19 protein-coding genes are annotated in these 22,978 nt (G+C 42.7%); 5 read left to right on the top strand and 14 right to left on the bottom strand.

Going from position 1 to position 22,978, the window contains the following annotated elements:
* Positions 1 to 194: 194 nt before the first annotated feature.
* The 3 genes from M3180_RS15415 to M3180_RS15425 all read right to left on the bottom strand — a co-directional run bounded on the left by M3180_RS15415 (position 195) and on the right by M3180_RS15425 (position 3,573).
* Positions 195 to 1,682 carry a methyl-accepting chemotaxis protein gene (locus M3180_RS15415; RefSeq protein WP_251669112.1) on the bottom strand — a complete coding sequence of 496 codons (1,488 nt, stop codon included), beginning with the start codon at positions 1,680 to 1,682 and terminating at the stop codon, positions 195 to 197.
* A 17-nt stretch (positions 1,683 to 1,699) separates the two neighbouring features.
* Positions 1,700 to 2,254 carry a hypothetical protein gene (locus tag M3180_RS15420; protein WP_251669114.1) on the bottom strand — a complete coding sequence of 185 codons (555 nt, stop codon included), beginning with the start codon at positions 2,252 to 2,254 and terminating at the stop codon, positions 1,700 to 1,702.
* 212 nt (positions 2,255 to 2,466) lie between these two features.
* A complete protein-coding gene (locus tag M3180_RS15425) occupies positions 2,467 to 3,573 on the bottom strand; it encodes a M24 family metallopeptidase (protein ID WP_251669116.1) in 1,107 nt (368 codons plus the stop codon).
* A gap of 283 nt (positions 3,574 to 3,856) precedes the next feature.
* Between M3180_RS15425 and M3180_RS15430 the strand changes: the two genes are divergently transcribed.
* Positions 3,857 to 6,247 carry a cellulase family glycosylhydrolase gene (locus M3180_RS15430; protein ID WP_251669118.1) on the top strand — a complete coding sequence of 797 codons (2,391 nt, stop codon included), beginning with the start codon at positions 3,857 to 3,859 and terminating at the stop codon, positions 6,245 to 6,247.
* A gap of 348 nt (positions 6,248 to 6,595) precedes the next feature.
* On the opposite strand, the gene M3180_RS15435 is transcribed toward M3180_RS15430, so the two are convergent.
* The 4 genes from M3180_RS15435 to M3180_RS15450 all read right to left on the bottom strand — a co-directional run bounded on the left by M3180_RS15435 (position 6,596) and on the right by M3180_RS15450 (position 10,457).
* Positions 6,596 to 6,910 carry an MTH1187 family thiamine-binding protein gene (locus M3180_RS15435; RefSeq protein WP_251669120.1) on the bottom strand — a complete coding sequence of 105 codons (315 nt, stop codon included), beginning with the start codon at positions 6,908 to 6,910 and terminating at the stop codon, positions 6,596 to 6,598.
* A 211-nt stretch (positions 6,911 to 7,121) separates the two neighbouring features.
* Complete coding sequence (locus tag M3180_RS15440; protein ID WP_251669122.1) at positions 7,122 to 8,459, bottom strand: hemolysin family protein; 1,338 nt, start codon at positions 8,457 to 8,459, stop codon at positions 7,122 to 7,124.
* A 355-nt stretch (positions 8,460 to 8,814) separates the two neighbouring features.
* Positions 8,815 to 9,864 carry an anthranilate phosphoribosyltransferase gene (locus M3180_RS15445; protein WP_251669124.1) on the bottom strand — a complete coding sequence of 350 codons (1,050 nt, stop codon included), beginning with the start codon at positions 9,862 to 9,864 and terminating at the stop codon, positions 8,815 to 8,817.
* Positions 9,861 to 10,457: an ANTAR domain-containing response regulator gene (locus tag M3180_RS15450; RefSeq protein WP_251669126.1), complete on the bottom strand. Its 597-nt coding sequence runs from the start codon at positions 10,455 to 10,457 to the stop codon at positions 9,861 to 9,863. Before M3180_RS15450 ends, M3180_RS15445 begins: the two co-directional genes overlap by 4 nt.
* A gap of 323 nt (positions 10,458 to 10,780) precedes the next feature.
* On the opposite strand from M3180_RS15450, the gene nirB reads away from it, so the two are divergent.
* The 4 genes from nirB to cobA are packed head-to-tail and all read left to right on the top strand — an operon-like array spanning position 10,781 to position 15,217.
* Positions 10,781 to 13,222: a nitrite reductase large subunit NirB gene (nirB, locus tag M3180_RS15455; RefSeq protein ID WP_251669128.1), complete on the top strand. Its 2,442-nt coding sequence runs from the start codon at positions 10,781 to 10,783 to the stop codon at positions 13,220 to 13,222.
* An 11-nt stretch (positions 13,223 to 13,233) separates the two neighbouring features.
* Positions 13,234 to 13,551 carry a nitrite reductase small subunit NirD gene (nirD, locus tag M3180_RS15460; protein WP_251669130.1) on the top strand — a complete coding sequence of 106 codons (318 nt, stop codon included), beginning with the start codon at positions 13,234 to 13,236 and terminating at the stop codon, positions 13,549 to 13,551.
* A gap of 18 nt (positions 13,552 to 13,569) precedes the next feature.
* The gene (locus M3180_RS15465; protein WP_251669132.1) at positions 13,570 to 14,409 is read left to right on the top strand and encodes a formate/nitrite transporter family protein; all 840 of its coding nucleotides are present in this window, start codon (positions 13,570 to 13,572) and stop codon (positions 14,407 to 14,409) included.
* Between the two features lie 4 nt (positions 14,410 to 14,413).
* The gene (cobA, locus tag M3180_RS15470; RefSeq protein ID WP_251669134.1) at positions 14,414 to 15,217 is read left to right on the top strand and encodes a uroporphyrinogen-III C-methyltransferase; all 804 of its coding nucleotides are present in this window, start codon (positions 14,414 to 14,416) and stop codon (positions 15,215 to 15,217) included.
* A 77-nt stretch (positions 15,218 to 15,294) separates the two neighbouring features.
* Here the strand turns inward: cobA and M3180_RS15475 are convergent, their stop codons facing one another.
* From M3180_RS15475 to M3180_RS15505, 7 genes are all read right to left on the bottom strand, one after another.
* The gene (locus M3180_RS15475) at positions 15,295 to 16,011 is read right to left on the bottom strand and encodes an alpha/beta fold hydrolase (protein ID WP_251669136.1); all 717 of its coding nucleotides are present in this window, start codon (positions 16,009 to 16,011) and stop codon (positions 15,295 to 15,297) included.
* A gap of 303 nt (positions 16,012 to 16,314) precedes the next feature.
* Positions 16,315 to 16,521, bottom strand: coding sequence for a copper chaperone CopZ (gene copZ / locus M3180_RS15480; protein ID WP_251669138.1), 207 nt, complete (start codon positions 16,519 to 16,521; stop codon positions 16,315 to 16,317).
* A gap of 261 nt (positions 16,522 to 16,782) precedes the next feature.
* On the bottom strand, positions 16,783 to 17,565 hold the full coding sequence (locus M3180_RS15485; RefSeq protein ID WP_251669140.1) for an ABC transporter permease: 783 nt from the start codon (positions 17,563 to 17,565) through the stop codon (positions 16,783 to 16,785).
* Positions 17,537 to 18,454 carry an ABC transporter ATP-binding protein gene (locus tag M3180_RS15490; protein WP_251669142.1) on the bottom strand — a complete coding sequence of 306 codons (918 nt, stop codon included), beginning with the start codon at positions 18,452 to 18,454 and terminating at the stop codon, positions 17,537 to 17,539. Before M3180_RS15490 ends, M3180_RS15485 begins: the two co-directional genes overlap by 29 nt.
* The gene (locus M3180_RS15495) at positions 18,451 to 18,651 is read right to left on the bottom strand and encodes a PLDc N-terminal domain-containing protein (RefSeq protein ID WP_251669144.1); all 201 of its coding nucleotides are present in this window, start codon (positions 18,649 to 18,651) and stop codon (positions 18,451 to 18,453) included. The genes M3180_RS15490 and M3180_RS15495 overlap by 4 nt, the downstream gene beginning before the upstream one ends.
* Positions 18,651 to 19,772 carry a helix-turn-helix domain-containing protein gene (locus tag M3180_RS15500; protein ID WP_251669146.1) on the bottom strand — a complete coding sequence of 374 codons (1,122 nt, stop codon included), beginning with the start codon at positions 19,770 to 19,772 and terminating at the stop codon, positions 18,651 to 18,653. The genes M3180_RS15495 and M3180_RS15500 overlap by 1 nt, the downstream gene beginning before the upstream one ends.
* 271 nt (positions 19,773 to 20,043) lie before the next feature.
* Complete coding sequence (locus M3180_RS15505) at positions 20,044 to 22,929, bottom strand: S-layer homology domain-containing protein (RefSeq protein ID WP_251669148.1); 2,886 nt, start codon at positions 22,927 to 22,929, stop codon at positions 20,044 to 20,046.
* Positions 22,930 to 22,978 lie beyond the last annotated feature (49 nt).

Raw genomic sequence — 22,978 nt, forward strand, 5'->3', positions numbered from 1 at the left:
AATACACATATTATTTTCATAAAATATTTTGCGTGATATTGTCGACATTTGTAGTCGATTTAAGTAAAAAAACGACAGCTCCAAGTGTCATTACGAATGACGAATGGAGCTATCGTTTTTTTAATGGATCGCTTTGCTCTTACGTAAGCCTAGAGTAACTTGGGTTGCTCGCTGTATTGCTTTGAATCATGCTGCTAACGTCTAGCAACAAGTTGCTTAAGTTCGGACACCAACTGATCAAGCTTCTCAAACTGTCGACTCATGTCAACCATTTGGGCATATTGCTGCTCCATATTCGCGTTCACCTCTTGAACAGCACCCATGTTTTGCTGTGTCGTTGCAGATATACCGTTCATTCGATCAGCAAGCATAGACGACTGCTGAGCTAAGCTTTCTGTAGTGGCAGCTGCTTTTAATGTATGCTCTGACGCCTGCACCGAGTTCGACTCTGTCTGAGCAAGTGCTTCCGATGTTTCTTCCAATGATCTGCTGCTGCGCAGAACGGAATCGTTGCCTGCTTCAACGTGATGATAGGCTGCATCGATGCTTTGGTGAATGACGGCAAGCAGCTCGCTGATTTGTTCAACGGAGCCTCTTGTATGCTCGGCAAGCTTACTAACCTCACCTGATACGACAGCGAAGCCTCTGCCATGCTCACCTGCACGTGCTGCCTCGATTGCAGCGTTAAGCGCAAGCAAATGAATTTGTGAAGCAATGTCATTAATCGTTGTAGCAATATCCTGCACATGCTCGTTGCTTCGCTTTAGACGCTCCATTTCCTCGAGCGCTTGCTGCGTAGATTGCTTTAACTGCAGCATTTCTTCCTTCATATGCTGCATTTGCTCTGTGCTTTGTGTTGTTAGTCTTGCATTCTCCTCGGTATACTTCTCAACCATATGAAAGCTGTCTGTCATTTCATTAATACTAGCATCCATCGTTTGAGTTGCATCATTTATGGCTACGATATGACTCGTTTGCTGCTCAACAGCTGAAGTCATTTCATTAAATGTAGAGGTTACCTCATGTGAGATGCTTGTTGCAGTCGTCACTTGCTCTTTTTGCTTGGTGCTAAATTCATTAAGCACCATAATCGATTGCTCAAGCTTATCGATAAGCTTATCTGACAGCTCCTTAGACGCTAGAGCCTCCTGCTCTCTCATTTGAATGTTGCGCTGCAGCCGTTGTGCAAAGTAAGCAGACACACTTAGAGCAAGCGCCGCAAAAATGAGATATAAATATAAATACATTAAGGAATCATTCGGGAAAATTCTATCTCGAATCGCTTCATCCATATACAAGTATGTCGTTAACACTCCACCAAGCACACCAGTAATTACAATCGGACGATAATCCGAGTAAAGCGTTACAATCGCCATATTTACATAAATTAAAAAGTACGTGCTGACAATCGGCGCCGGATCACTCACAATAAGCACTGCAGTAATACTGACTAGCCCGAACGGAATAACGTACTTCACATACGGACTAAGCTTATTCACAAAGGTCATGATCGTCGCAACCGCTGAGATCAAGCCGCCAACGATGAGAAGCACAATGATCATATTCCAAGGTAACCCGATGCTGATGTCGGTAACGACACCCAACGCAAGCAAACACCATATTATCCAGACAAGCAATCGATTACGTTTATCCAATTCTGTTAGAGCTATCTTCGTCATCATAAAACCTCATTTTCTATTTAATTGCCGCTGTTGACCAGAGACTTGTACCATGAAAATTGATGTGCATATTGATTGATATATCCAACATCCATGACGGCAGGCACAACGTAATCCCCTTTGTAAAAGAGCTTGCCACCCAGCTTCTGCATAGGCACCTTGTAAAGAATCCTTAACGCTCTCATAAATACTGGCTCTAGCAACGATACGATACATGTAATATTGTGATTCGCTGCATTGGCGCATATCGAAGAAAGGACGTAATCCGTATACCTCCCTTTTCCGCGATAAGAGCTTAATAATGCGATTTTGTCACTTTCACCTACTTGTCCTTTAGCGTTTACTACCCACGGATGACTAGCAAATGGTGCGACCTCATTTATGCTGCTTCGATGATCTGCATAATATCGCTTCAATTCTGAGGTGCCAATCGGTTCCCCGTTTTCATTGTAAATAATACTTCGTTCTAGAGCGTTCTCGCCAAATTCGAGCTCATACCCCTTTTCTCGCCAAACTGTGATCCAAACCCCGTTAAATAGTGCTAAATCCACTTCATTTGCTACTGATTTGTACATATAAGCTGCGTCCACTCCTACTAATATCCTATAAAAACGATGGTTACAATTACCATTATGTAATATATTGTCATGCCAATAAATGGGACTGTCGCACTATTTTCATGTCATAAATTTCCATCTATAATATTAACCCAAAATTGTTGGTCGTTACATTCAACAGCAAGCAACCCTATTGAACGGAATCAATAGGGCTGCTTGCCATGCTATATTTATTGTCCTAGCTGAATCAAATGCTTCGGGTAGCTTGTTAGAACTTTCGCTTCTCCACTCTCAGCGATATAGATATTATCTTCAATCCGAACGCCGCCTATCGTCGGGTGATAGATGCCTGGTTCAACCGTAAACAGCATCCCAGCTTTAACCTGCTTGTTGTTCCCTGCTGAGACAGAAGGCTGCTCATGTACCTCCATCCCAAAGCCGTGTCCTAAGCGATGCGTGAATAAAGCACCATATCCCGCTTCCACAATTAGAGCTCTTGCCACCTGATCGAGCTCGGCAAAGGTGATGCCTGATCGACTTGCAGCAATCGCAGCTTCATTTGCCGCAAGCACAGTATGATAGATACGCTTTTGCTCTTCAGTAGGCTCGCCCATCACAAAGGTTCTTGTAATATCAGAGCAATAGCCTGCGGCTTGTACACCGATATCGATAAGCACGAAATCTCCCCGCTGCAGCTTAGCACCACTTGGCTTGCCATGCGGCAATGCAGATCTCGCACCAAATAGCACCATTGTCTCAAATGCCGGGCGATCTGCACCTTGCTTGCGCATCTGATATTCGATCTCAGCAGCAAGCTCCAGCTCCGACACGCCAACGGCAGCCAGCTTAGCTGCTGCTCCCATCACTTGTTCCACGATATCAACTGCCCGCTGCACCTTCATAATTTCCTCATTGCTTTTTATGATGCGAAGCGAGAGAAGCGCATCCACCAGGTCAATACAGATTGGATGATCTAATGCCTTAATGAGCTGCTCATAGCGTGCAACAGTCATTATTCCTTTCTCGATTCCAAGTCGTGCTGGCTCTTGCTTCATCGTACGAAGCAATACATCGTAAGGATTAACGCCATCCTCGATACCGATAATCGATGCTACATTACTTTCTTGTTTTGCAGCTTGAAGATCCAGCTGCGGGACGAACAACCATTCCTCACCACCTGAGTTCATATAATACGCTAGAAAGCGTTCATGTGGATCTGAATCAAAGTTCGTCAAATAATACACATTCGTTGGTGAGGTGATCAGCATACCATCCAGCTGCTGCTCCTGCATATATGTTTCAAGCTTCTTTTTACGATTCACCCAAGTATTATCCATACAAGTTAGTTTCCTTCCTATTTCTACTGTTATCCTTTATTTTATTGTACAGGATCAAGCTCATTTTTACGAAATATAGACTATTATGCTACCCAATATTAACGATTGGCCGCAAAAGCAATGCTGCATCTCCATTTTGCATATGAATTATTATCCAATTTATGATGTATTGTCCATTCATTATTATATGGTAAATTATTTTGGAAGCGCTGCCAATAATTCTACCTAGATCTGCAGCTCCGTATACTATTGAGGTGCTTTACCATTATATTAAGGAGGTATTATGTTGAAACACATTCGAAACACTATGCTTTCCCTAATTGTGCTGCTTGCTTTAGCAATACCAGCTGTAGGCTATGCAGCGGACGCTGAAAAGGATACGACCACGATTCAAGATTATGTAACAGCGATGCAGCCTGGGTGGAATCTGGGCAACACCTTTGATGCTGTAGGTACAGATGAAACCGCATGGGGCAATCCTCGCGTTACACAACCATTTATTGAAGAGCTTGCAAAGCAAGGATTTAAGAGCATTCGTATACCAGTTACCTTTGATCAGAGAATGGCAGCTGGCCCTGAATATACGATTGATGAAGCGTTTCTAGGTAGATTAGATCAAGTCATTCAATGGTCCATGGATGAAGGAATGTACGTCATGATCAACATTCATCATGATTCATGGATCTGGCTTGAGCAAGGCATGCATGAGAACCATGATGAGTCACTTGCACGCTTCGAGGCGATCTGGACACAGCTTGCAGACCGTTATAAAAATCACTCCACGAAGCTTATGTTCGAGAGCATCAACGAGCCTCGCTTCCATGGCAGTGACGAGGAAAAGCAAACCTATCTTGATGAACTAAATGCTTCTTTTTATGAAATTGTTAGAAATTCAGGCGGGCATAACGACGTTCGTCCGCTCGTACTGCCTACGCTAGATACAGGCAGTGAACCACATAAAGTCCAAGCGCTTCAAGCCTTTATACAAGAGCTGGATGATCCTAATATTATCGCTACCATTCACTATTATGGCTTCTGGCCATTCAGCGTGAATATCGCAGGGTTCACTACCTTTAATGAAGAAACGAAAAATGATATTATTACAACCTTCGATCGTGCATATGACAGCTTTGTCGCAGATGGCGTCCCGGTTATTATCGGAGAGTTTGGGCTGCTCGGCTTCGATACGGATCTTCATGCGATCCAGCAGGGTGAAAAGCTAAAGTTTTTCGAATATATGCTCCACTATGCACAAGAAAAGCAACTGACACATATGCTTTGGGATAATGGTCAGCATTTTGGACGTACCTCTTACGAATGGTCCGATCAAGAGCTATATGACATGATGAAAGCAAGCTGGGCTGGACGTTCAGCTACAGCGGACACGGACTCTATCTTCGTTAGAAAGAATGCTGCGATTAAAGATGTAGACATCAAGCTCCAGCTTCATGGTAACGAGCTAGTCGAACTCAAGTATGGCAATGAAGTGTTAGTTGCAGGCGATGATTATGTACTTCATAACGATGTGCTTACGTTAAAGGCGAGCCTCATTCAAGAGCTTACTGAATCTAAAGCACTCGGATCCAATACCGTTCTAACTGCTACATTCAACAGCGGAAAGGATTGGAAATTCTTTATCATCACCTACACAACACCAACATTAAGCAATACGAGCGGAACAACTGAGCAATTTAAAATTCCTGTAGCGTTTAACGGTGATAAGCTAGCGACGATGGAAGCCTTCTACGAGGATGGCAGCATTGCTGGCCCTCAGAACTGGACGTCCTTCAAGGAATTCGCCTATACGTTCAAGCCAAATTATGATGAAAACACGCTTACGCTGACAAAAAACTTCTTCAACGAGGTTAACGATGGCGTGGTTAAGCTAACACTGCATTTCTGGAGCGGTGAAAAACTCAACTACACCATTACAAAAACGGGTGACAATATTATTGGTCTTAGCAGTGTAGCACCTGGCGGCTCTACCGGCAATGGCGGTTCTACTGGAAACGATGGTTCTACAGGTAACAGCGGTAACGATAACCCAGATAACAGCAATGGTGATGGAAATGGAAATACGCCTACAGAGGAGCCATCAGATCCAGTGACACCAGTTGTTGTTTCATACAACGATATTACTTCTCATTGGGGCTATATCGGGATCTACCGTGCTACGGAGCTAGGATTAGTGAACGGTTATGCGGATGGCTCGTTCCGTCCAGATCAAGCATTAAATCGTGCGGAGCTTGCCGTGATCGTAGCTCGTGCATTAAAGCTGCCTGTGAACTCTACAGACGAAACTAGCTTTACAGATAATGACAAGACTCCTTCGTATGCGAAGTCCTCTATAGCACAGCTTACGAAGCTTGGTCTGCTTAACGGTTATACAGACGGCTCATTCCGTCCAAATGAAAGCATTACACGTGCTGAGCTTGCCGTTGTCATTGCTCGCGCCTTGAAGCTTGAGGGCAGCGCAGCATCTAGCTTTACTGACCAAGCGAGCATACCAGCATGGGCACAGAGTGAAGCAGCACTGCTAGATGAGCTAGGTATTATGACAGGCAAAGCCGATGGCCGCTTCGCTCCTCAAGCAGAGACAACACGCGCTGAAGCAGCAGCAGTCATAATTCGCGTCATTGATTATCTTACAAGTGTAAGCTCCACAACACCATAAACGTTATCATATCGCCTTAGAGCAATAACGATAACTTAATAGGGTAGCTTAAAAGCAAAACGCTCCGATTCATAGGATCATTGTTGATCACTATGAAGACGGAGCGTTTTGCCTTCTACTGGTTCCACATCGGTCTACATATTCCTTTTGTTCTTGGTCGTCATGTAATATATCAAATAAGCAACAGCAAATACCATGCCTGCAATAGCGAGAAATCCTAAGCCGATGATTAGCCAGAACCAAATACCAAAAATGGACCCGGACATCGTATCACCTCATCTATGTTTATGTACAATTTACCATATTTTAATATGTTTAGCACTTATAATCGTAATCAGCTCTTATGTTTCATTGCGATGAATCGGTAAGCTTCTCCATGACAGAGCGCAGCTTCTGCTCAGATGAGCTCTCCTTATCACGACGATCGTCAATTTTCACTGAGGTCGACACACGCTTAGCCCCTGATAGAAACGGCGCTTCATGCAGTGCAGCAATCGCTTTCCACACCTCATCCAACGGACCTTCAATAATTGTGCTCATCGATGTTAGTGTATAGCGAACGCCCTCCTGCTGCTGCAGCACGCGCTGCAGTTCAGCTACATAAGGACTCAAACTCGTACTTCCTGTTCCAATCGGAATGATTGTTACTTCAGCAATGGCCACTTTCCAACCCCTCCTTCTTAATTCCCCCTTACTTTAACGTTTACAACGGTGAAAGTAAAGCAAGTTTGTAGGCTTAATATGCGCTGCAGCTGCAAGTCATACGAATGAAGCATTCTACTTATTGTAGAGCAGCATCAAAAAAACCGTCATCGTTACATAGAACGATGACGGTTAGCTTATGCTTACTAATGACTCTTACTCATATCACCTATTAGGAAGGCTGTGCTTCCGGTATAAATTCAATAACTTCTGCCGGCTGCTTTTTCACTTCAATGAATTTCAGAACTAAGCCCTTTTTCTGCTTAATCGTAAACGCATAGCCCTCATGAGTAATGACTTTATTCAGATCAAGATCCGTGTTCTGCGCAAAGATCCAACCACCAAGCGTATCTACATTATCGTTTTCTAGTGAGATTTGCAGAAGCTCTGATACCTCTTCTAGCAACACTTTAGCATCGATAACGTAATGCCCCTCACTTACCGTACGTACATGTGCGACTTCATCACCGTCGAACTCATCGCGAATCTCACCAACAAGCTCTTCAATAATGTCCTCAGCTGTGACAAGACCAGATGTCCCGCCATATTCGTCAACAAGAATAGCTATATGAATACGTTCCTTTTGCATCTTCTGCAAAACTTCTTTAATCGGTGTCGTTTCAATTACATTGATCACGGGTTTAATAAAGTTTTTGAGTGCAAATGTTTTTGCTTTTCCAGGGTCTTCTAGACCTTTAATCAAGAAGTCTTTAATGTTAAAAAATCCGATAATATTATCACGATCACCATCAAAGATCGGATAACGCGTATATTTTTCCTGCGAGATACGCTTAAGAATTTCGTCATACGGCGTATCTATACTAAAAGCAACCATCTCTGTTCGCGGAATCATAATTTCACGAGCTAGACGGTCATCAAATTCAAATACATTGTTTACAAATTTCATTTCGCTATTGTTGATCTCACCGGACTTGTTGCTTTCTGCAATAAGCAATCGAATTTCCTCTTGTGTATGAGTTACTTCATGCTCACTTACTTGCTTCAAGCCGAACAAACCAACTAATAGACGTGCTGAACCATTCAAGAACCAAATAAATGGGAACAATACCTTATAGAAAATCATAATCGGTTTTGCGAAAGCAAGTGTAACCATTTCCGCTTTTTGAATCGCTACCGTTTTTGGAGCTAGTTCACCTACTACGACGTGTAGGAATGTTGCAAACAAGAATGCTCCACCAATTGTAAATACAGAGATTAGATTAGTAGGTATGCCGATCATTTCGAAAAATGGGTGTAAAATAAACTCGAAGGTTCTTTCTCCGACCATACCGATACCAAGGGCAGTTACTGTAATACCAAGCTGACACGCAGACAAGTATTCATCCAAATGCGTCGTTACATGCTTGGCTGCCTTGGAGCCTTTTTTCCCTTCAGCGATTAGCTGATCAATACGAGAACTACGAATTTTTACGATGGCAAATTCCGTAGCTACGAAAAATGCGGTTAATGCAATTAAAATGATAAAAACAAAAATATAAACTCCTGTCAAATGATTGTCCTACTTCAATAAAGTAGAACTCCACCTCCTACAATATGATAATTGATCTTAACTTCACGCAGATCGATCATATTGCAGAGCTGACCTTTACGCTAAGGAATGATATAACGATGGGCACCTCATTTATCCCGTATTAGCCAGCTGTTGCATATGAATCGCCATGCGCTTTTGTGCCGATGATCCCTGCAACGACTAGCTTACAAAAATGAAGCTTATCCTTCCCATTGCTCTTCCTCCTCGTCTCATAAATTTGCTTGACATCATTATTTACGTGAATTCCATTCACGTGGTTGCAATTTTTATTATACAACATTTCGACTCGGAGGGACTACTTTAATTCTATCTTCTATAAAGAGTGATCAGCCATCGCTAGCTTCCAAGCTTCATATCGCTTTGCCGCCGCACCACTCTCAACGATCGTCTTGCATATGTCCAAGCCATGTTCTATACCATTGACGCGCTGGGCTACGTACAATCGCATCGCTGCATTAAGCAGCACTTGGTTCGTAAAGGCAGGATGCCCTTTTCCATTCAGCACCTCTTCCGTCACCTGAACCTGCTTGCTGGCCGTCCATTCCATCTCTGGAATCGTTGCAGCTAATTCATATAGCTCTGGATCAATAACGAGTAATTCCGATCTTCCAGACTCAACATAGTAAGTACGTGTTGGACGATCAATAAATAAATCCTCCGAGCCTTCTACGCCTTGAACAATGAGTGCTCGTTCATATGCTAGCTCCTGAACTAACTCACTCATTCGATTAAATACTGTGTTGTGAAAAACACCAAATACGAGATAGGGAGAATGTGCATAATCGATTAGCTTTTCTACCGTACTCATTATTGTTCGCATATCCAGCTCCTCACGTATATTACGCAGTGCTTCTATAGCTGGACTCCAGTGCTGTGCAGGAACATATAATACACCTGTAGCCTGAGCTATATCGGCTGCACGCTCCCTGCTCAGTTGATTGAGCTCGACCCCTAGTGTAGTGATCATATCATGCAGGGTAATGCCTCGCTTAGGCGGAAGTGTCGGCGCACCATGCAGGGTTACCGGCAGGCCCGCTTCTGCTAATACAAATGAGGTTGCAAACGTAGCATAAAATGATCGCACTCTTCCATCATACGGACCTGTACAATCCATTCCTTCCATAGTTGGCAATCTATGAGCCTGTTCACGACATTTCACCACGAATGCCTTTAGCTCAGCCACACTTTCCATCTTAATCCGTTGTGCAACAAAAAAAGCACCAATCTGTGCAGGTGTAGCTTCTCCTGTTAGGATTGCTTCCGCTGCTCCGAGCGCTTCTTCATAGGTCAAGTCACGCGCACCTCTCTTGCCTCTTGCAACTTCCTTCAATAATCCTGTAAACATACGATTCGCCCCTTTCATGATTCCTCCAGCATTCGATATACATTCACTACTGATGACGCTACATCAATAAGCCGTTTCCGTTCATTCATCGCCTGCTTACGCAGCATATTATATGCTTCTGCTTCAGATACATTTTTCACTTTACATAGTATACCTTTCGCATGCTCAACCCATTTTCGTTCCTCGAGCTTTACTTTAAGCAGCTTTAGCTCCGTTGCCCATTGCTGTCGTTCAAAGCACTGCTTCGAGGCAAGAAATAGAGCCCAATGCAGCTCCTGTTCATTCATACCAGGAGTCAACATTCCGTCTAGCTGCAAATCACTGTCACAAAACGATTTGGAACGCTCACTTGATTGTGCACTGCACCACCATAGCATTGGGGTCTTCCTCGACTTCATTAGTGAATGAACCCATTGCTTCGTTTCATCTAAAGTCATATCCAGTATAATAACATCAGCTGCTTGAATACTCACCTTTGCCTCACTCATACAATGTGCATGACTTACCATATAGCCGATTGACTCAAGTGCATCTATAAGAAGGTTCGTGTCGTTATTAGCTGAATGCATCTCGTCTAACTTCACACTAGAGATCATTAATATCGAACGCATAGGAAGCTCTCCCTTCTACTGTATAGCACTAATATTCCGCCCTAAACTCATGTTAATATATATAACACATGTGAGGTTGTCTTGTCGATAACAATAAATCCATAACTTTTTATGTTAGGTATATTTACATGGATTCCATTTTGTAGTATAGTTGGTGTAAGAAAGAAATCAGAACATGCTCGAATACAATGGCGTATTCACATGAAATGGCAAAGAAGCCTGTCTTCATATAACGAACGTATAATCACACCCAACGTGTGCCTAGTTCGTTATAGGAAGCAGGCTTTTTCTAGTTTTTTCGGGACCGGAGAGGAGAGAGAACGATGAAAAAAAGAGAGAAGCTTGTAATGATTGGTAATGGAATGGCTGGTGTACGTACCGTTGAGCATTTGCTAAAGCTAGCCCCCCATGCATATGACATCACAATTATTGGAGATGAGCCGCACCCGAACTACAACCGCATCATGCTTTCATCGGTGTTGGCTGGTAGCACGGATATGAAGGAAATCGTTATTAATGACTGGGATTGGTACAAGGAGAACGGCATCAAGCTTGTTGTTGGGGAAAAGGCTGTACGTATCGATACGAAGCAGCGCCAAATCACAACCCAGCTAGGCAAACACTTTGATTATGATCGCGTCATTATCGCTACTGGATCACAGCCGTTTATGCTCCCAATTGCAGGGTCTAATAAAGAAGGCGTCATCGCGTTTCGCAATATTAAAGACTGCGAGACGATGCTGGAAGCATCAAAGCAATATAAAAAGGCAGTCGTTATAGGAGGCGGCTTGCTTGGACTTGAGGCAGCTAGAGGCCTCATTCATCTAGGAATGGAAACATCCGTCGTGCATATTCATGACTATCTTATGGAAAGACAGCTTGATGAGCCTGCATCTAGAATGCTGCAGCGAGAGCTAGAAGCTCAAGGCATGACCTTCCTGCTGAATAAGCAATCCGCATTCATCTCCGGTCGCAAGCGTGTGAGGGCATTGCATTTTACCGATGGCAGTGAGGTTCAAGCCGATCTTATCGTAATGGCAGTTGGCATCCGGCCGAATGTTGAGCTTGCAAAAGCATCTGGCATTGATGTTAATCGCGGAATTATTGTAAACGATGAAATGGAAACCAATCTCCCTGGTATCTACGCTGTAGGTGAATGTGCGGAGCATCGCGGCATTGCCTACGGTCTAGTCGCCCCACTTTATGAGCAAGGTATGGTGCTGGCAAAGCGACTTGCCGGTATTGATGCACCAGGATATCAAGGCTCTGTGACATCGACTAAGCTGAAGGTTTCTGGCGTTGATGTATTCTCAGCAGGGAGTTTCATAGAAGATGCAAGCAGAAAATCTCTCCGCATTCAAGATGATCTTGCTGGCACATATAAGAAAATTACGATCGATTCTAACGGCAAGTTAATTGGAGCTGTACTGTTTGGCGATACCTCTGATGGAGCAGAGCTGTTCTCCCTTATTAAAAGAGGAGAAATCGTAGAAGGACGTGAGAAAGAGCTGCTCCTAGGCATCTCACTCGATCAGCTTAACGGCGGCAATCCTGCCGCTAGATACGAGGCAATGCCAGACGACGAAATTGTCTGCGGCTGTAATGGTGTTACAAAAGCAACAATCGTTGATGCTATCCACTCGAAGGGCTGCAATAGCGTATCCAGCATTAAAGCCTGCACAAAGGCTTCTGGCTCCTGTGGCGGCTGTAAACCTATTGTGGAAGGATTGCTGAGCGTATATGCAGGTGATGCAGCAGCTGAACCTGTAAAGGAAGGGATCTGTGGCTGTACTACACTTTCTCGTGATGAGATCGTCGCTGAGATCCAGCGCATGAAGCTGTTATCTATAAAAGAAACGATGAATGTACTTGGGTGGTCAGAGCCAGAAGGCTGCTCAAAATGCCGCCCAGCCTTAAACTATTATATTGGTATGCTTTATCCGGAGGAGTACGCGGATGAGAAGGAATCACGAATCACGAACGAGCGCTACCACGCTAATATCCAAAAGGACGGCACCTTCTCTGTCGTACCTCGCGTGTATGGCGGGGTGACTACTCCTTCCGATCTCAAAAAAATTGCTGAGGTTGCAGAGAAATTCAATGTTCCGATGGTTAAATTCACAGGAGGACAACGACTTGATCTACTCGGCGTTAAGAAAGAGGATCTCCCAAAAATGTGGGAAGAGCTTGATATGCCATCAGGTCATGCTTACGGTAAAACGTTACGAACCGTAAAAACCTGTGTTGGCTCCACCTTCTGCCGCTTTGGCACACAGGATTCAATCGCCATGGGGATTCGAATGGAAAAAGCATTTGAAAGACTTAATGCTCCTTCCAAAGTAAAGCTGGCTGTATCTGGCTGTCCTCGTAATTGTGCAGAGGCTACGATTAAAGACCTTGGTATCGTTGCGATTGACGGCGGCTGGGAAATTCATGTAGGCGGAAATGGCGGGGTTAAGGTTAGAGCGACTGATCTGCTCTGTGTTGTAAAAACTGAGGACGAGGTAATGGAATGGTCCTCTGCGTTCCTTCAGTTATATCGCGAGCAAGCGATATGGAACGAGCGTACCGCTCAATGGATTGAACGTGTAGGTCTCGATTATGTGAAGCAAGCACTACAAAAGCAAGAGGATCGCTTGGCGTTAATGTCGCGCATTAATAAAACATTAAGCCTCACTACTGATCCGTGGAAAGAAATCATTCAGGACAAAGAGCTACGCAAAAACTTTGAACAGCTTGCCGATATTCAAACGGCTGCTCAATAGGAGGTATTCCAATGGCGACTTCAAAAATTTTAGTAGGTAAACGATCTGAAATCGATGTAAAGAGCTCTCGCAAGCTTCGCATTGAAAATATCGACATTGTACTCTTCCACTTATCAGATGGCAGTGTGCTAGCTGTAGAAAACAAATGCCCGCACAAAGGCGGCTTACTATCTGAAGGTATGGTTTGTGACGGCAAGGTTCATTGCCCGCTTCACGATTGGAAAATTGATTTACGCAGTGGCAAGGTGCAAGATCCGGATGAAGGCTGCGTTACAACGTTTAAGACAGAAGTTGATGAGCAAAGCGGTGACATCTATATCCACATGTAAAAAAGGAGTGGCTGAGCCATGAGTTATGTAAAACCTATAGAGGTGCTGGAAACGATGGTTATTAACGGGGCGAACAAAGCCAATGCAACCCCACTGCAAATGCTGATCCGTGGCGGATTAGGAGGAGCAATTTTAGCATGTGCTACAACGCTTGCCTTTACAGCAACTGCTCAAACTGGACTCGGCCTTGTAGGTGCTCTTGTGTTTCCTGTTGGCTTTGTCATTATCGTATTGTTAGGACTTGAGCTTGTCACAGGTAACTTCGCACTAATTCCTCTTTCTGTATTAGAAAAAAAGACAACGTCTGCTGCTATGTTGCGCAATTGGTTCTATGTCATCATCGGTCATTTACTAGGCTGCGCCGTCTACGCTTTGCTTTACTGGGTAAGCATAACAAGCATAGGCAGCAATACAGAGCACCCAATGATCGCAAACATTATTAGTATCTCGGAAGCAAAAACATTAAGCTACAAAGCGCTTGGCATGGAAGGCTTGGTTCTCGTTTTTGTTAAAGCTATTTTATGTAACTGGATGGTTACCCTTGGCGTCGTCATGGGGTTAACCTCCAAGTCAACGATCGGTAAAATTACAGCGATGTGGCTTCCGATCCTAATCTTTTTCGCACAAGGCTTCGAGCATGCCGTCGTTAATATGTTCGTGATCCCGATGGGCATGATGTTTGGAGCTAACGTAAGCATGGGTGACTGGTGGATATGGAATCAGATTCCCGTACTTGCCGGTAACCTCATTGGCAGTGTATTGTTTACAGCTTTGTTCTTGTATCTTTCCCATAAACCATTACCTTCTTTTTCACAGCTTCAACCTAAAGCTTCAGAAACTGTTCAAGAAAAGAGTTGATTCTATGAGTGAAAGAAACAGAAAGACTTCGATTGCCAATAACAGCAGCGTTGCGATTGTCGGCGCTGGCCCTGGAGACCCTGAGCTGCTAACGCTAAAAGCATTGCGTCGCATTCAGAAAGCGGAGGTCATCGTATATGATCGACTCGTAAGTCGTGCCATCATCTCCTTTGCTAAACCAAGCGCCGAGCTGATCTACTGCGGCAAAGCACCAGGCAAGCATGCAATGACCCAAGAAGAAATCAACAGTACAATGATCCAATATGCTCATGCTGGTAAAAACATCGTGCGACTTAAAGGCGGTGATCCTCTCATCTTTGGTCGCGGCGGTGAGGAGGCACTGGCACTGGCTGAAGTCGGCATTCCCTATACGATCATCCCTGGCATTACCTCCGCAATCGGTGCATCTGCTTCTGCATCCATTCCGTTAACGCATCGTGGCATCGCTGCTTCATTTGCCTGCATAACCGGTTCACGCTGCCAAGACAGCAATAAGCCCATTCGTTGGGATCTGCTGGCGCATAGCGTCGATACGTTAGCGATCTATATGGGTGTCAGTCAGCTGCACGATATCCAGCAGGAGCTGTTACAGGCTGGAAAGCCACACGTCACCCCCATTGCTTTTATCGAGCAGGGAACGACCAGTAACGAGAGGATTGTTACGGGCGTTTTAGGTGAGATGAGCAAGCTTGCTGAAGCCAAAAAGCTTACCAATCCAGCGCTTATCATTATCGGCGAGGTTGTCCTCGTTCGCGATCAGCTGCAGTATGCAATGAAGCAAGCACTCAAGCTTCAGCAGATCGGATAAATGCTTGTGTCTGCTGTCCCTGCAATGCGTCAACGTTTGACTGCGTTGTGGAGGATGGCAGACATTTTTTTGTAAAGTTAGAGCTTGTCGATAAATTCCTTTATCGATTGGTTGAGCTTCACTCCCTCAGTATCTCTTATATTATGACTACTGTTTTCTAGCCTGACTATCTCAAGACAATTAAAACTATCCTTATACCGTTCTAGCTGTTCTGTAGTGATTAGTGACCCTTCCAATCCACCATATATAAGCAGCACTGGCTTATTAAACGCAATGCTCAGCTCTTCATCTGTAGAATCGAGTTGTATGCCAATTACTGCTTCCTCACGAATCAGTTCAATTCGCTTTGTCGGCTTCAAGTAATGCTCAATATAGTCATGAACCCAGTCTTCGTCCATGCTTCTATGCTCTAACGGATAATCTAGCAGCATTAAGCTTTTAATACGATCATTATTCCTTCTAGTATAGCCGAGTGCGTAGGACACTCCTCTTGAAAATGCCATCAGATGTAGCTCTCTGAGCTGTGCATCCATTATGACTTGCTCGAGATCGATCACGTGATCGTTTAGATTATACCCGTGTATTGGCGTATCACTTAATCCTCTTCCGCGGAAAGACAACACAATCGTCCTTCTTGGCAACATAAACTTAATAAAATCCAAATAGTCCTCAGCAGTTTCAGATAAACCAGGACATACCACCAAAGGGGCTAGCTTTTCATCAGCGAAAGCTTTTGAATCCAAGTAGGCAATCCTTATTTCTCCTTGCGTCTTTATTACTGAAGACAACTTCACTGAAATCCCCCCATTTCACTATTGGATTGATATGAGTCAATAAGTATTTCCACATATCAGAAACTTTATAGATATTATACTCGGCATCACATAGCGAAGGGGGGATTCGATGAAAAAAATAATGATCAGCTTAATGTCAAACCTTATGGGAATCAAGCGAGCTCGTTGAGATGAAGTAATATGTTTATGGGTTCAGTAACATTAGCACAAAAAGCCAAGTGGATAACGGGACTGAACCCTATCCACTTGGCTTTATCATTTCTATCATTAGCTGCAGCTCTACCTGCTAACAGCAGATGTTCATTAAACTACTGTATAGCCTTGATCATCAATCACTTCTTCGATCTGAGCACGTGTTACTTTAGCTTCATCAAATTTAACAGCTACTTTGCCATCTGCCAAATTCACTTTAACGTCATCTACACCAGCCAGCTCTCCTACACTGCGCTCTACTGATTGTACGCAATGGTTACAGCTCATGCCTTCTACTTTCAACGTTACCTCTGTCATGTTCATTCCTCCCTATTCATTAACGTTCCATCCTGTACACTTACTATACATATGGCATCGCTATTGATTCATAGCTTCTGCATCGTTACAAGCATATATCTCAGCTGTTCAACAAGCATTGTTGCAAGCTTAATCCTAGTATAATATACCCCGTCAGGGTATGTAAAGCTTGAATTACACCAATAAAAAGCAATAACCTCGCGTTGGACAGCACTCTTTCAGCCGCCATTCCGAGGTTATTGTTTAGCATCAGCATGTCTATTATACCTTTGTTCTCGAACGATTATATCGTGTCGCCCATACACCCACAACAAGGCAGATGATGATCAAGCCGAACGTTACCGCCAACGTCTTCCAGTAATCATCATACAACGCTGTATCACTTCCGAGCATTACTCCATAGCTAACTAGCTTCCATGGTGAAGCATTCCAGAAGCTGCCGATGATTGAATCGATCATGCCACCGATCGGAATAACAATAATAGCGATCGTAGCAGCTAATCCCGTACTAAAGGCAGCACTGAGTGCGACGGTTAACGCCATAACAAAGAGCAACCAAACAGCATAAGTAACAATCATAATAAGGGCATCCTTGAATGAAACCGAGCCGTATAGCACCGATGTATAATACAGGCTGCCAGCATAGCCTAGCACAGCACTTAAGATCGCGACTAAGGCTGCAACTATCCACTTGCTCATAAACAATGAAACAGCTGATACTGGACGAATGTAGATCAAGGTCGCTGTCCCGCTGCTTCGATCTCGACTTATCGTTCCTACAAAAACAGCGATAAGCACGATAACACCGATTAATTGAAACTGACCCGTGGAAGCCATAAGCAGATCCAGCGGCTGAAGCTCGGGCATCATCATTTGAAAGCCTTCAGGCATATTTCCTACAGCCTTTAATATATCCTCCATGAAATAATTCATGACCGGATCACTTACCCCTAGCAGTATGAACACAAGTGGAATCCATATAAACTTGAAGCTACGCCAGCTTTCCCTAAATTCCTTAACGAGCAGTACTTGCAGTGAATTCACCAACACCAGCCACCTTCATGAATATTTGATCCAGCGATGCACTTTCACGCTCAACCTTAATAATTTCATAGCGCGAGGACGACAGCAGTGCCATTAATGCGTTCATCGTTGGCAGCTGCTCATCAATCGGCAATGTGACATTGCTGCCCTCTCTCACTGCATGTTCTGCTAAGGACTGCGCGAAGGCTTCCGCTTCAGCCTCGTGTACAAATTCGATTGAATATCTCGGATTGGCATAGCGCTGTTGTATCTCCTGCAGCGTGCCTTCCTCCACCAGTCTGCCTTCCTTCATAAACAGCACCTGATCTGTCACCTTTTCAGCATCGTGTAAAATATGCGTGGAATACAGAATCGTTGTCTCCCGCTGCAGCTCTTTAAGCAGCTCCATCACCTCTGCACGTCCGATCGGATCAAGTGCAGATACCGGCTCATCGAGCAGCAGAAGCTGCGGCTTATGAACAATCGCTTGCGCGATTCCGAGTCTTTGCTTCATTCCTCCTGAGAAGGTAGACGTTAGCCGCTTCATATCCTTGCCAAGACCAACATAGGTTAATACCTCTTCACTACGCTTCTTCGCTTCTCTTGCAGAGATACCGCTAAGTCTAGCGGTCATCTCAACGTACTCTAGCGCACTAAGCCACGAGTAAAACTTAGGATATTGCGGCAGAAAGCCAATATGCTTGCGAATGTCTCCGCCGTCTGCCAGCGTAACCTTCCCGTTGCTAGGCTCTAATAGTCCGCAAATCATCGACATCGTTGTTGTTTTACCAGCACCGTTAGGACCAATTAAGGCAGTGGCTGTATTAGGCTGAAGCGCAAAGCTCAATGCATCAACACTGACCTTACTGCCAAACTTCTTCGTTAATGCTTCCACTTTTAATAGGCTCATTGTTGTTTTCTCCCTATAATAAAATAAACGATAGAGGCTATCATTCCGCTAATTAAAATGAGAAGCAACCACATCACTTTAGGTCCTTTTGTCTCTGGAACACGGATCAGGTCAATAATTGCAATAATTTGCAGCACAAGCTGAATAACAAGAATCGGCGCAATAAGCTCCCATGGGATTGCGGATAATTCGTTCATTACACATCCTCCTTAAGCTTTAAGACATGCTTTAGATTTGTAATTATAGCTTGAAAAGCGGGATCATCCTGTAACGGTGCAAAGCTCGGATTATGGAGCAGCAGATTCACAATATCCTGCTTAATCGACTCTTCATCGCGCGGCGCCTGAGCTCCAAGAAAAATTTCTTGAGCAATCCACTCGTCAATTAAATAAAAATATGCATCTCCTCTTAGCTGTAATGGAAATTTCATGCTACGGCATGTTCGATAATACTGCTCTAGCATGCGAAGCGCATCCGCTTCACGCTGCTGCTTCATATATCCTGCCGCGGCATTAAAGTAAAATGTTAGACTAAGATTAGGGTTAAGCTGCTCGACTTGGAACAGTTGAAGCATTTGTTCAATACGATTCACCGTCTCATCAAAATGCTCTCTGTTAGCTGCTTCCAGCGCTAGACTTTCCGTTGCACTGGTGATCATGACGATCATGTATTGGTACATGCTGACCTGTACGACCAGCTTCGCTTTATCTTGATCACCAAGCATCTCATGCGCTTTTGCGATTAAAAATTCTTCCCCATATTGAATAGAAATTTTGTCACCTAAAAAAGTGAGCAGCTCCTGAGGCTTACCTGTTAGAAGAAGCACATAGGCTTGAATCATTCTCGCTTGATGTGTCAGCTTATAATCGTCACAATGTGAGATCACTCGCTCACTAAGCTCTGCAATGCGATTCAGCACAGCTGCCTGATCTGAAGCTCGGGTATAATAGTTGAGATATAGCTGAGACATCTGCACCAATAGAGGGTAGCAGGAATAATACTCAAGAAGCAGCTTCTCTATATCTGCCTGCACCTTATCGAAGGTCTCATCCCTGAATCGATTGGCAAATGCCGCATAATGCTCATTAATTTTTTTCCTTGTCAATTGAGGGTTATAGCCTAATAGTGCATCTATCGATAAATCCATTAGCGTTGCAAGCCTAGGTAGCAACGTCAGCTCAGGATAACTTAAGCCTTGCTCCCATTTGGATACGGCCGCATTCGATACTCCTACATAAGCAGCTACCTCACCTTGTGTCATGCGAAGCTGTTTGCGACGGCTACTGAAAATTTCTGCAAATTTTAATTGCTGCATCATTTTCGCTCCTTTCCCATTAAGCATAAAACGAAAAGCTAACGTTTGCTAACGATTAATTGTAATTATTCATTAATAAAATCAACCAATGGTTGAATCGAGGATTATAGAAAAGCACTGCTCTTTGCCGAATTCCCTCGCGAAGTACATAGTACTTCTTTGACAATTCATGAAAGAGACAGTGCTTCACTTATCTACATTTTACAGCTCTTGTATAGTATCGGTTTTCTTAATACTCTTACAAAAGGTCACTATTAAACTCTCGTTTTTTTTACTATTTAAATACTGCTCGTGGATGAATATACTTTTCCGTAAGCTTTAAATTAACTTTAACGACTCCAATTGGATATAAATCCTTATCGAACACAACAAAATACAATTTTTGATGTTGTTCTAGCTTATATTTTTCATCTCCCTTAAAGAACACTACAACTCCCGATTCGTATTTGACATCATCGATATTATCGTATGTCATTCTATACGAGTTAAAAGCTTCATACGTACTAGGATAATCATAGTTGTACAGAGCTATAGCAAATCTAGCATTAGGAATGCTACTCAGATCTACTTTCCCAGCATAGAAAATAGTAGAGCCAATAACCCCTCGCTCCTTCTTCAGCTGCTCTGAATCGTATTGAGTAATGGGAATTTTATAGTTTGCTCCATCAAACATTTTTAATGGTGTTGAATTATAGTTGTAGTTTCCTTCGTAAACTACACCCTTACCTCGAGTAACCTTGACCTTTATATTCCCCTTTACATTAGTCTTTAGAATAGTTTTTTCGTCATCGCTCAGAAAGTAACTTTGCTGGTATTTCTTAATCGTTATCATCTTATTCACTTGTTTTCCAGTGAGAGTTAATGAAGAAGGAATATTCAATGTTACTTGATCACCAGGCAACAGTTGATTTATTGACATATCATATGGAGAAAAGCTCAATTCTTGCTGAAGTGATCGTTTCGGTTTAATAACAAACTGATATATGCTTTCGGTGTCATTGTATGGGTTTTTCACGATCATTCGAATGTCTACCACATGATCCTTGTCTAGTTCCACAACAATACCCTGTTCTTTCTCCCTATCACGTTTCACAAATTTTCCATGCTTACGATATTCAATATCAACATTTACATTCATACCATTTAAAACATCGTAGTTGATGATCAATGGTTCTTTCGTATCTTCAGCATTAGGTTCAAAGTAAAACTCGTAATAATTCAGATCCGGCTTGAATTTTGTTAACACCTGAATAGGATATTGTTTATTTTCTTCATATACATCATAATATTGCGGCTTATACGTACCGTAGGACCACGTGAAATTCACATTTGATGTAACGTTGTTAAGCTTAGCCTTCGTAGCAATGAGCTTATCTATATCAATGTTTCCTTTTTTTGATATACCGTCACCTAAATGTTGCTGCGGAATATCAATGTAAATCTGTAGTGTTTCTATTAGTTTCCTATTGCTATCGTACAGTGTAATATAGTGTTCGGCTTCAGCATGAATACTTATTTCATCCCGACTATTACCATATTCATAGTCATAGCTTGTTAGAGATACGGGAAGCTTCTTAGATATATCTTCTTCATTATCAATCGTCCATTTCTGATCTTCTTTTGTAAAACCAATTGATCTATCATTGCCTAAACGTGAAGTCGTTTCATAAAATCTTGCAGTTGGATAGTGTTTCTTAATATAGTCGTCCATATCAATGGAATATTGATAATAATGCCTATAACTCACGCCATTAAATTCATTTAGTTCTTCTTTATTTACATATGAGATTGTATAATCACGTTCATTTAAAACTTTCGTTGTAGCTTCGTTAAGATCATATGGTACATCACCTAAGTAGATGGTTTTACCTTTCCTTACCACCTCTACGTTTAACTTTCCTTTAGGTTTAAGATCATTAAGTAAATATATTCGATCTTCACTTAATATTGAACCTAATTTATAGTCATTATCGTAATAATACACAGAATTACTCCAAGAATAACCATTTGTTGTGCTACTTGATGGAATGGAATAATACACCATATCGCCGTTCTGTAATAGTGGGTTATTCAAAAAAAGTCTATCATTCTCTTTTTTAATCTTGAATCCGTCCTGAAATATTGGTTCAACAGTTAGGTTAATGAATCTCCCATCTATTCTGACGATATGATCCTGTGAGGCGTTGAATGTTAATGTAATAACACCTTTATCATTAGAGAAGTGCTGTGCATACTCAGGTGATCCCAGTTCATGTTTACCATCCTCATTTATCATTGAAGAGATAGTAACTGCTGCTTCCTCTAGAGGTGCCGACGCTATAAGTGTCTTGTCTTGTAGTTTCGATGATAATTGGATTTTTAAGGTTACATCTTTATTTGCAAAACGTTGAGGAATAATGACATAATAATCTGAGTGGTCTTCATGAAATCCTTTCACACCATAATTTTTTTCTGATCGGACTTGATTCTTTAATAACTGTAATTTTCCATACCCTTCTATGGCTAATGTAATATCTTCTTCCTTCTCATTGTTACTTAAATGAGCAGGTAATGGTAAACTTGTTTTCAACCGATCTACAATTGCCACCGTTTCTGCTCTTGTTAGCTTATCTATAGGACGTACTTGTCCCTTTTCATCCTCGAACGTTATACCGTTAGCAGCAAGTGCTCCAAAGGAAGAACGTGACCATGATGCAATTTTATTATTATCGGAATAGGATAGTTTTCCATCGCCTGTTACCTCTAACAATCTTACTAGCATTACTATTGCTTCTTGTCTAGTTATCGTGGCACTCGGGGAAATCTTCTCCTTACTTGTGCCGGAAACATATCCTTTATATACGGCTGTCATCATTGGATAGTAAGCCCAATGTGTTGATGGTAAATCTCTAAAGCTCATTTTCTGGTCAGGTGTTTTAACCTGTATATTAAAAACTCTATTAACAATAGTAACAAACTCTGCTCTAGTAATAGTAGCTTGAGGTCTAAACGTGCCATCGGAATATCCATAAATATATTCCTCGTCAAGCCATTTAAGTATTGTATTCTCAGCCCAATGTCCTTTAAAATCTGTTCTTGCTGATGCGCTAGCTCCTACTGCAGTAGCAGTAATAATCATTATTATAAAACTAAGACATATCAAGCTCGTTATTTTTTTCAATCAACTTCCTCCTTCAAAAGTCATTTCCTACAATATACCTTTTTGCCTA

This window comes from Paenibacillus camelliae (genome assembly GCF_023715345.1).
Lineage (GTDB): Bacteria > Bacillota > Bacilli > Paenibacillales > Paenibacillaceae > Pristimantibacillus > Pristimantibacillus camelliae.

Excerpts from the sequence above, each read along its gene's own strand:
- nirB (WP_251669128.1), top strand. The coding sequence starts at position 10,781 with ATGAAAAAAAGAGAGAAGCTTGTAATGATTGGTAATGGAATGGCTGGT.
- M3180_RS15420 (WP_251669114.1), bottom strand. The coding sequence starts at position 2,254 with ATGTACAAATCAGTAGCAAATGAAGTGGATTTAGCACTATTTAACGGG.
- M3180_RS15465 (WP_251669132.1), top strand. The coding sequence starts at position 13,570 with ATGAGTTATGTAAAACCTATAGAGGTGCTGGAAACGATGGTTATTAAC.
- nirD (WP_251669130.1), top strand. The coding sequence starts at position 13,234 with ATGGCGACTTCAAAAATTTTAGTAGGTAAACGATCTGAAATCGATGTA.
- M3180_RS15425 (WP_251669116.1), bottom strand. The coding sequence starts at position 3,573 with ATGGATAATACTTGGGTGAATCGTAAAAAGAAGCTTGAAACATATATG.
- M3180_RS15445 (WP_251669124.1), bottom strand. The coding sequence starts at position 9,864 with ATGAAAGGGGCGAATCGTATGTTTACAGGATTATTGAAGGAAGTTGCA.
- cobA (WP_251669134.1), top strand. The coding sequence starts at position 14,414 with ATGAGTGAAAGAAACAGAAAGACTTCGATTGCCAATAACAGCAGCGTT.
- M3180_RS15495 (WP_251669144.1), bottom strand. The coding sequence starts at position 18,651 with ATGAACGAATTATCCGCAATCCCATGGGAGCTTATTGCGCCGATTCTT.
- M3180_RS15415 (WP_251669112.1), bottom strand. The coding sequence starts at position 1,682 with ATGATGACGAAGATAGCTCTAACAGAATTGGATAAACGTAATCGATTG.
- M3180_RS15450 (WP_251669126.1), bottom strand. The coding sequence starts at position 10,457 with ATGCGTTCGATATTAATGATCTCTAGTGTGAAGTTAGACGAGATGCAT.
- M3180_RS15430 (WP_251669118.1), top strand. The coding sequence starts at position 3,857 with ATGTTGAAACACATTCGAAACACTATGCTTTCCCTAATTGTGCTGCTT.
- copZ (WP_251669138.1), bottom strand. The coding sequence starts at position 16,521 with ATGACAGAGGTAACGTTGAAAGTAGAAGGCATGAGCTGTAACCATTGC.
- M3180_RS15490 (WP_251669142.1), bottom strand. The coding sequence starts at position 18,454 with ATGAGCCTATTAAAAGTGGAAGCATTAACGAAGAAGTTTGGCAGTAAG.
- M3180_RS15500 (WP_251669146.1), bottom strand. The coding sequence starts at position 19,772 with ATGATGCAGCAATTAAAATTTGCAGAAATTTTCAGTAGCCGTCGCAAA.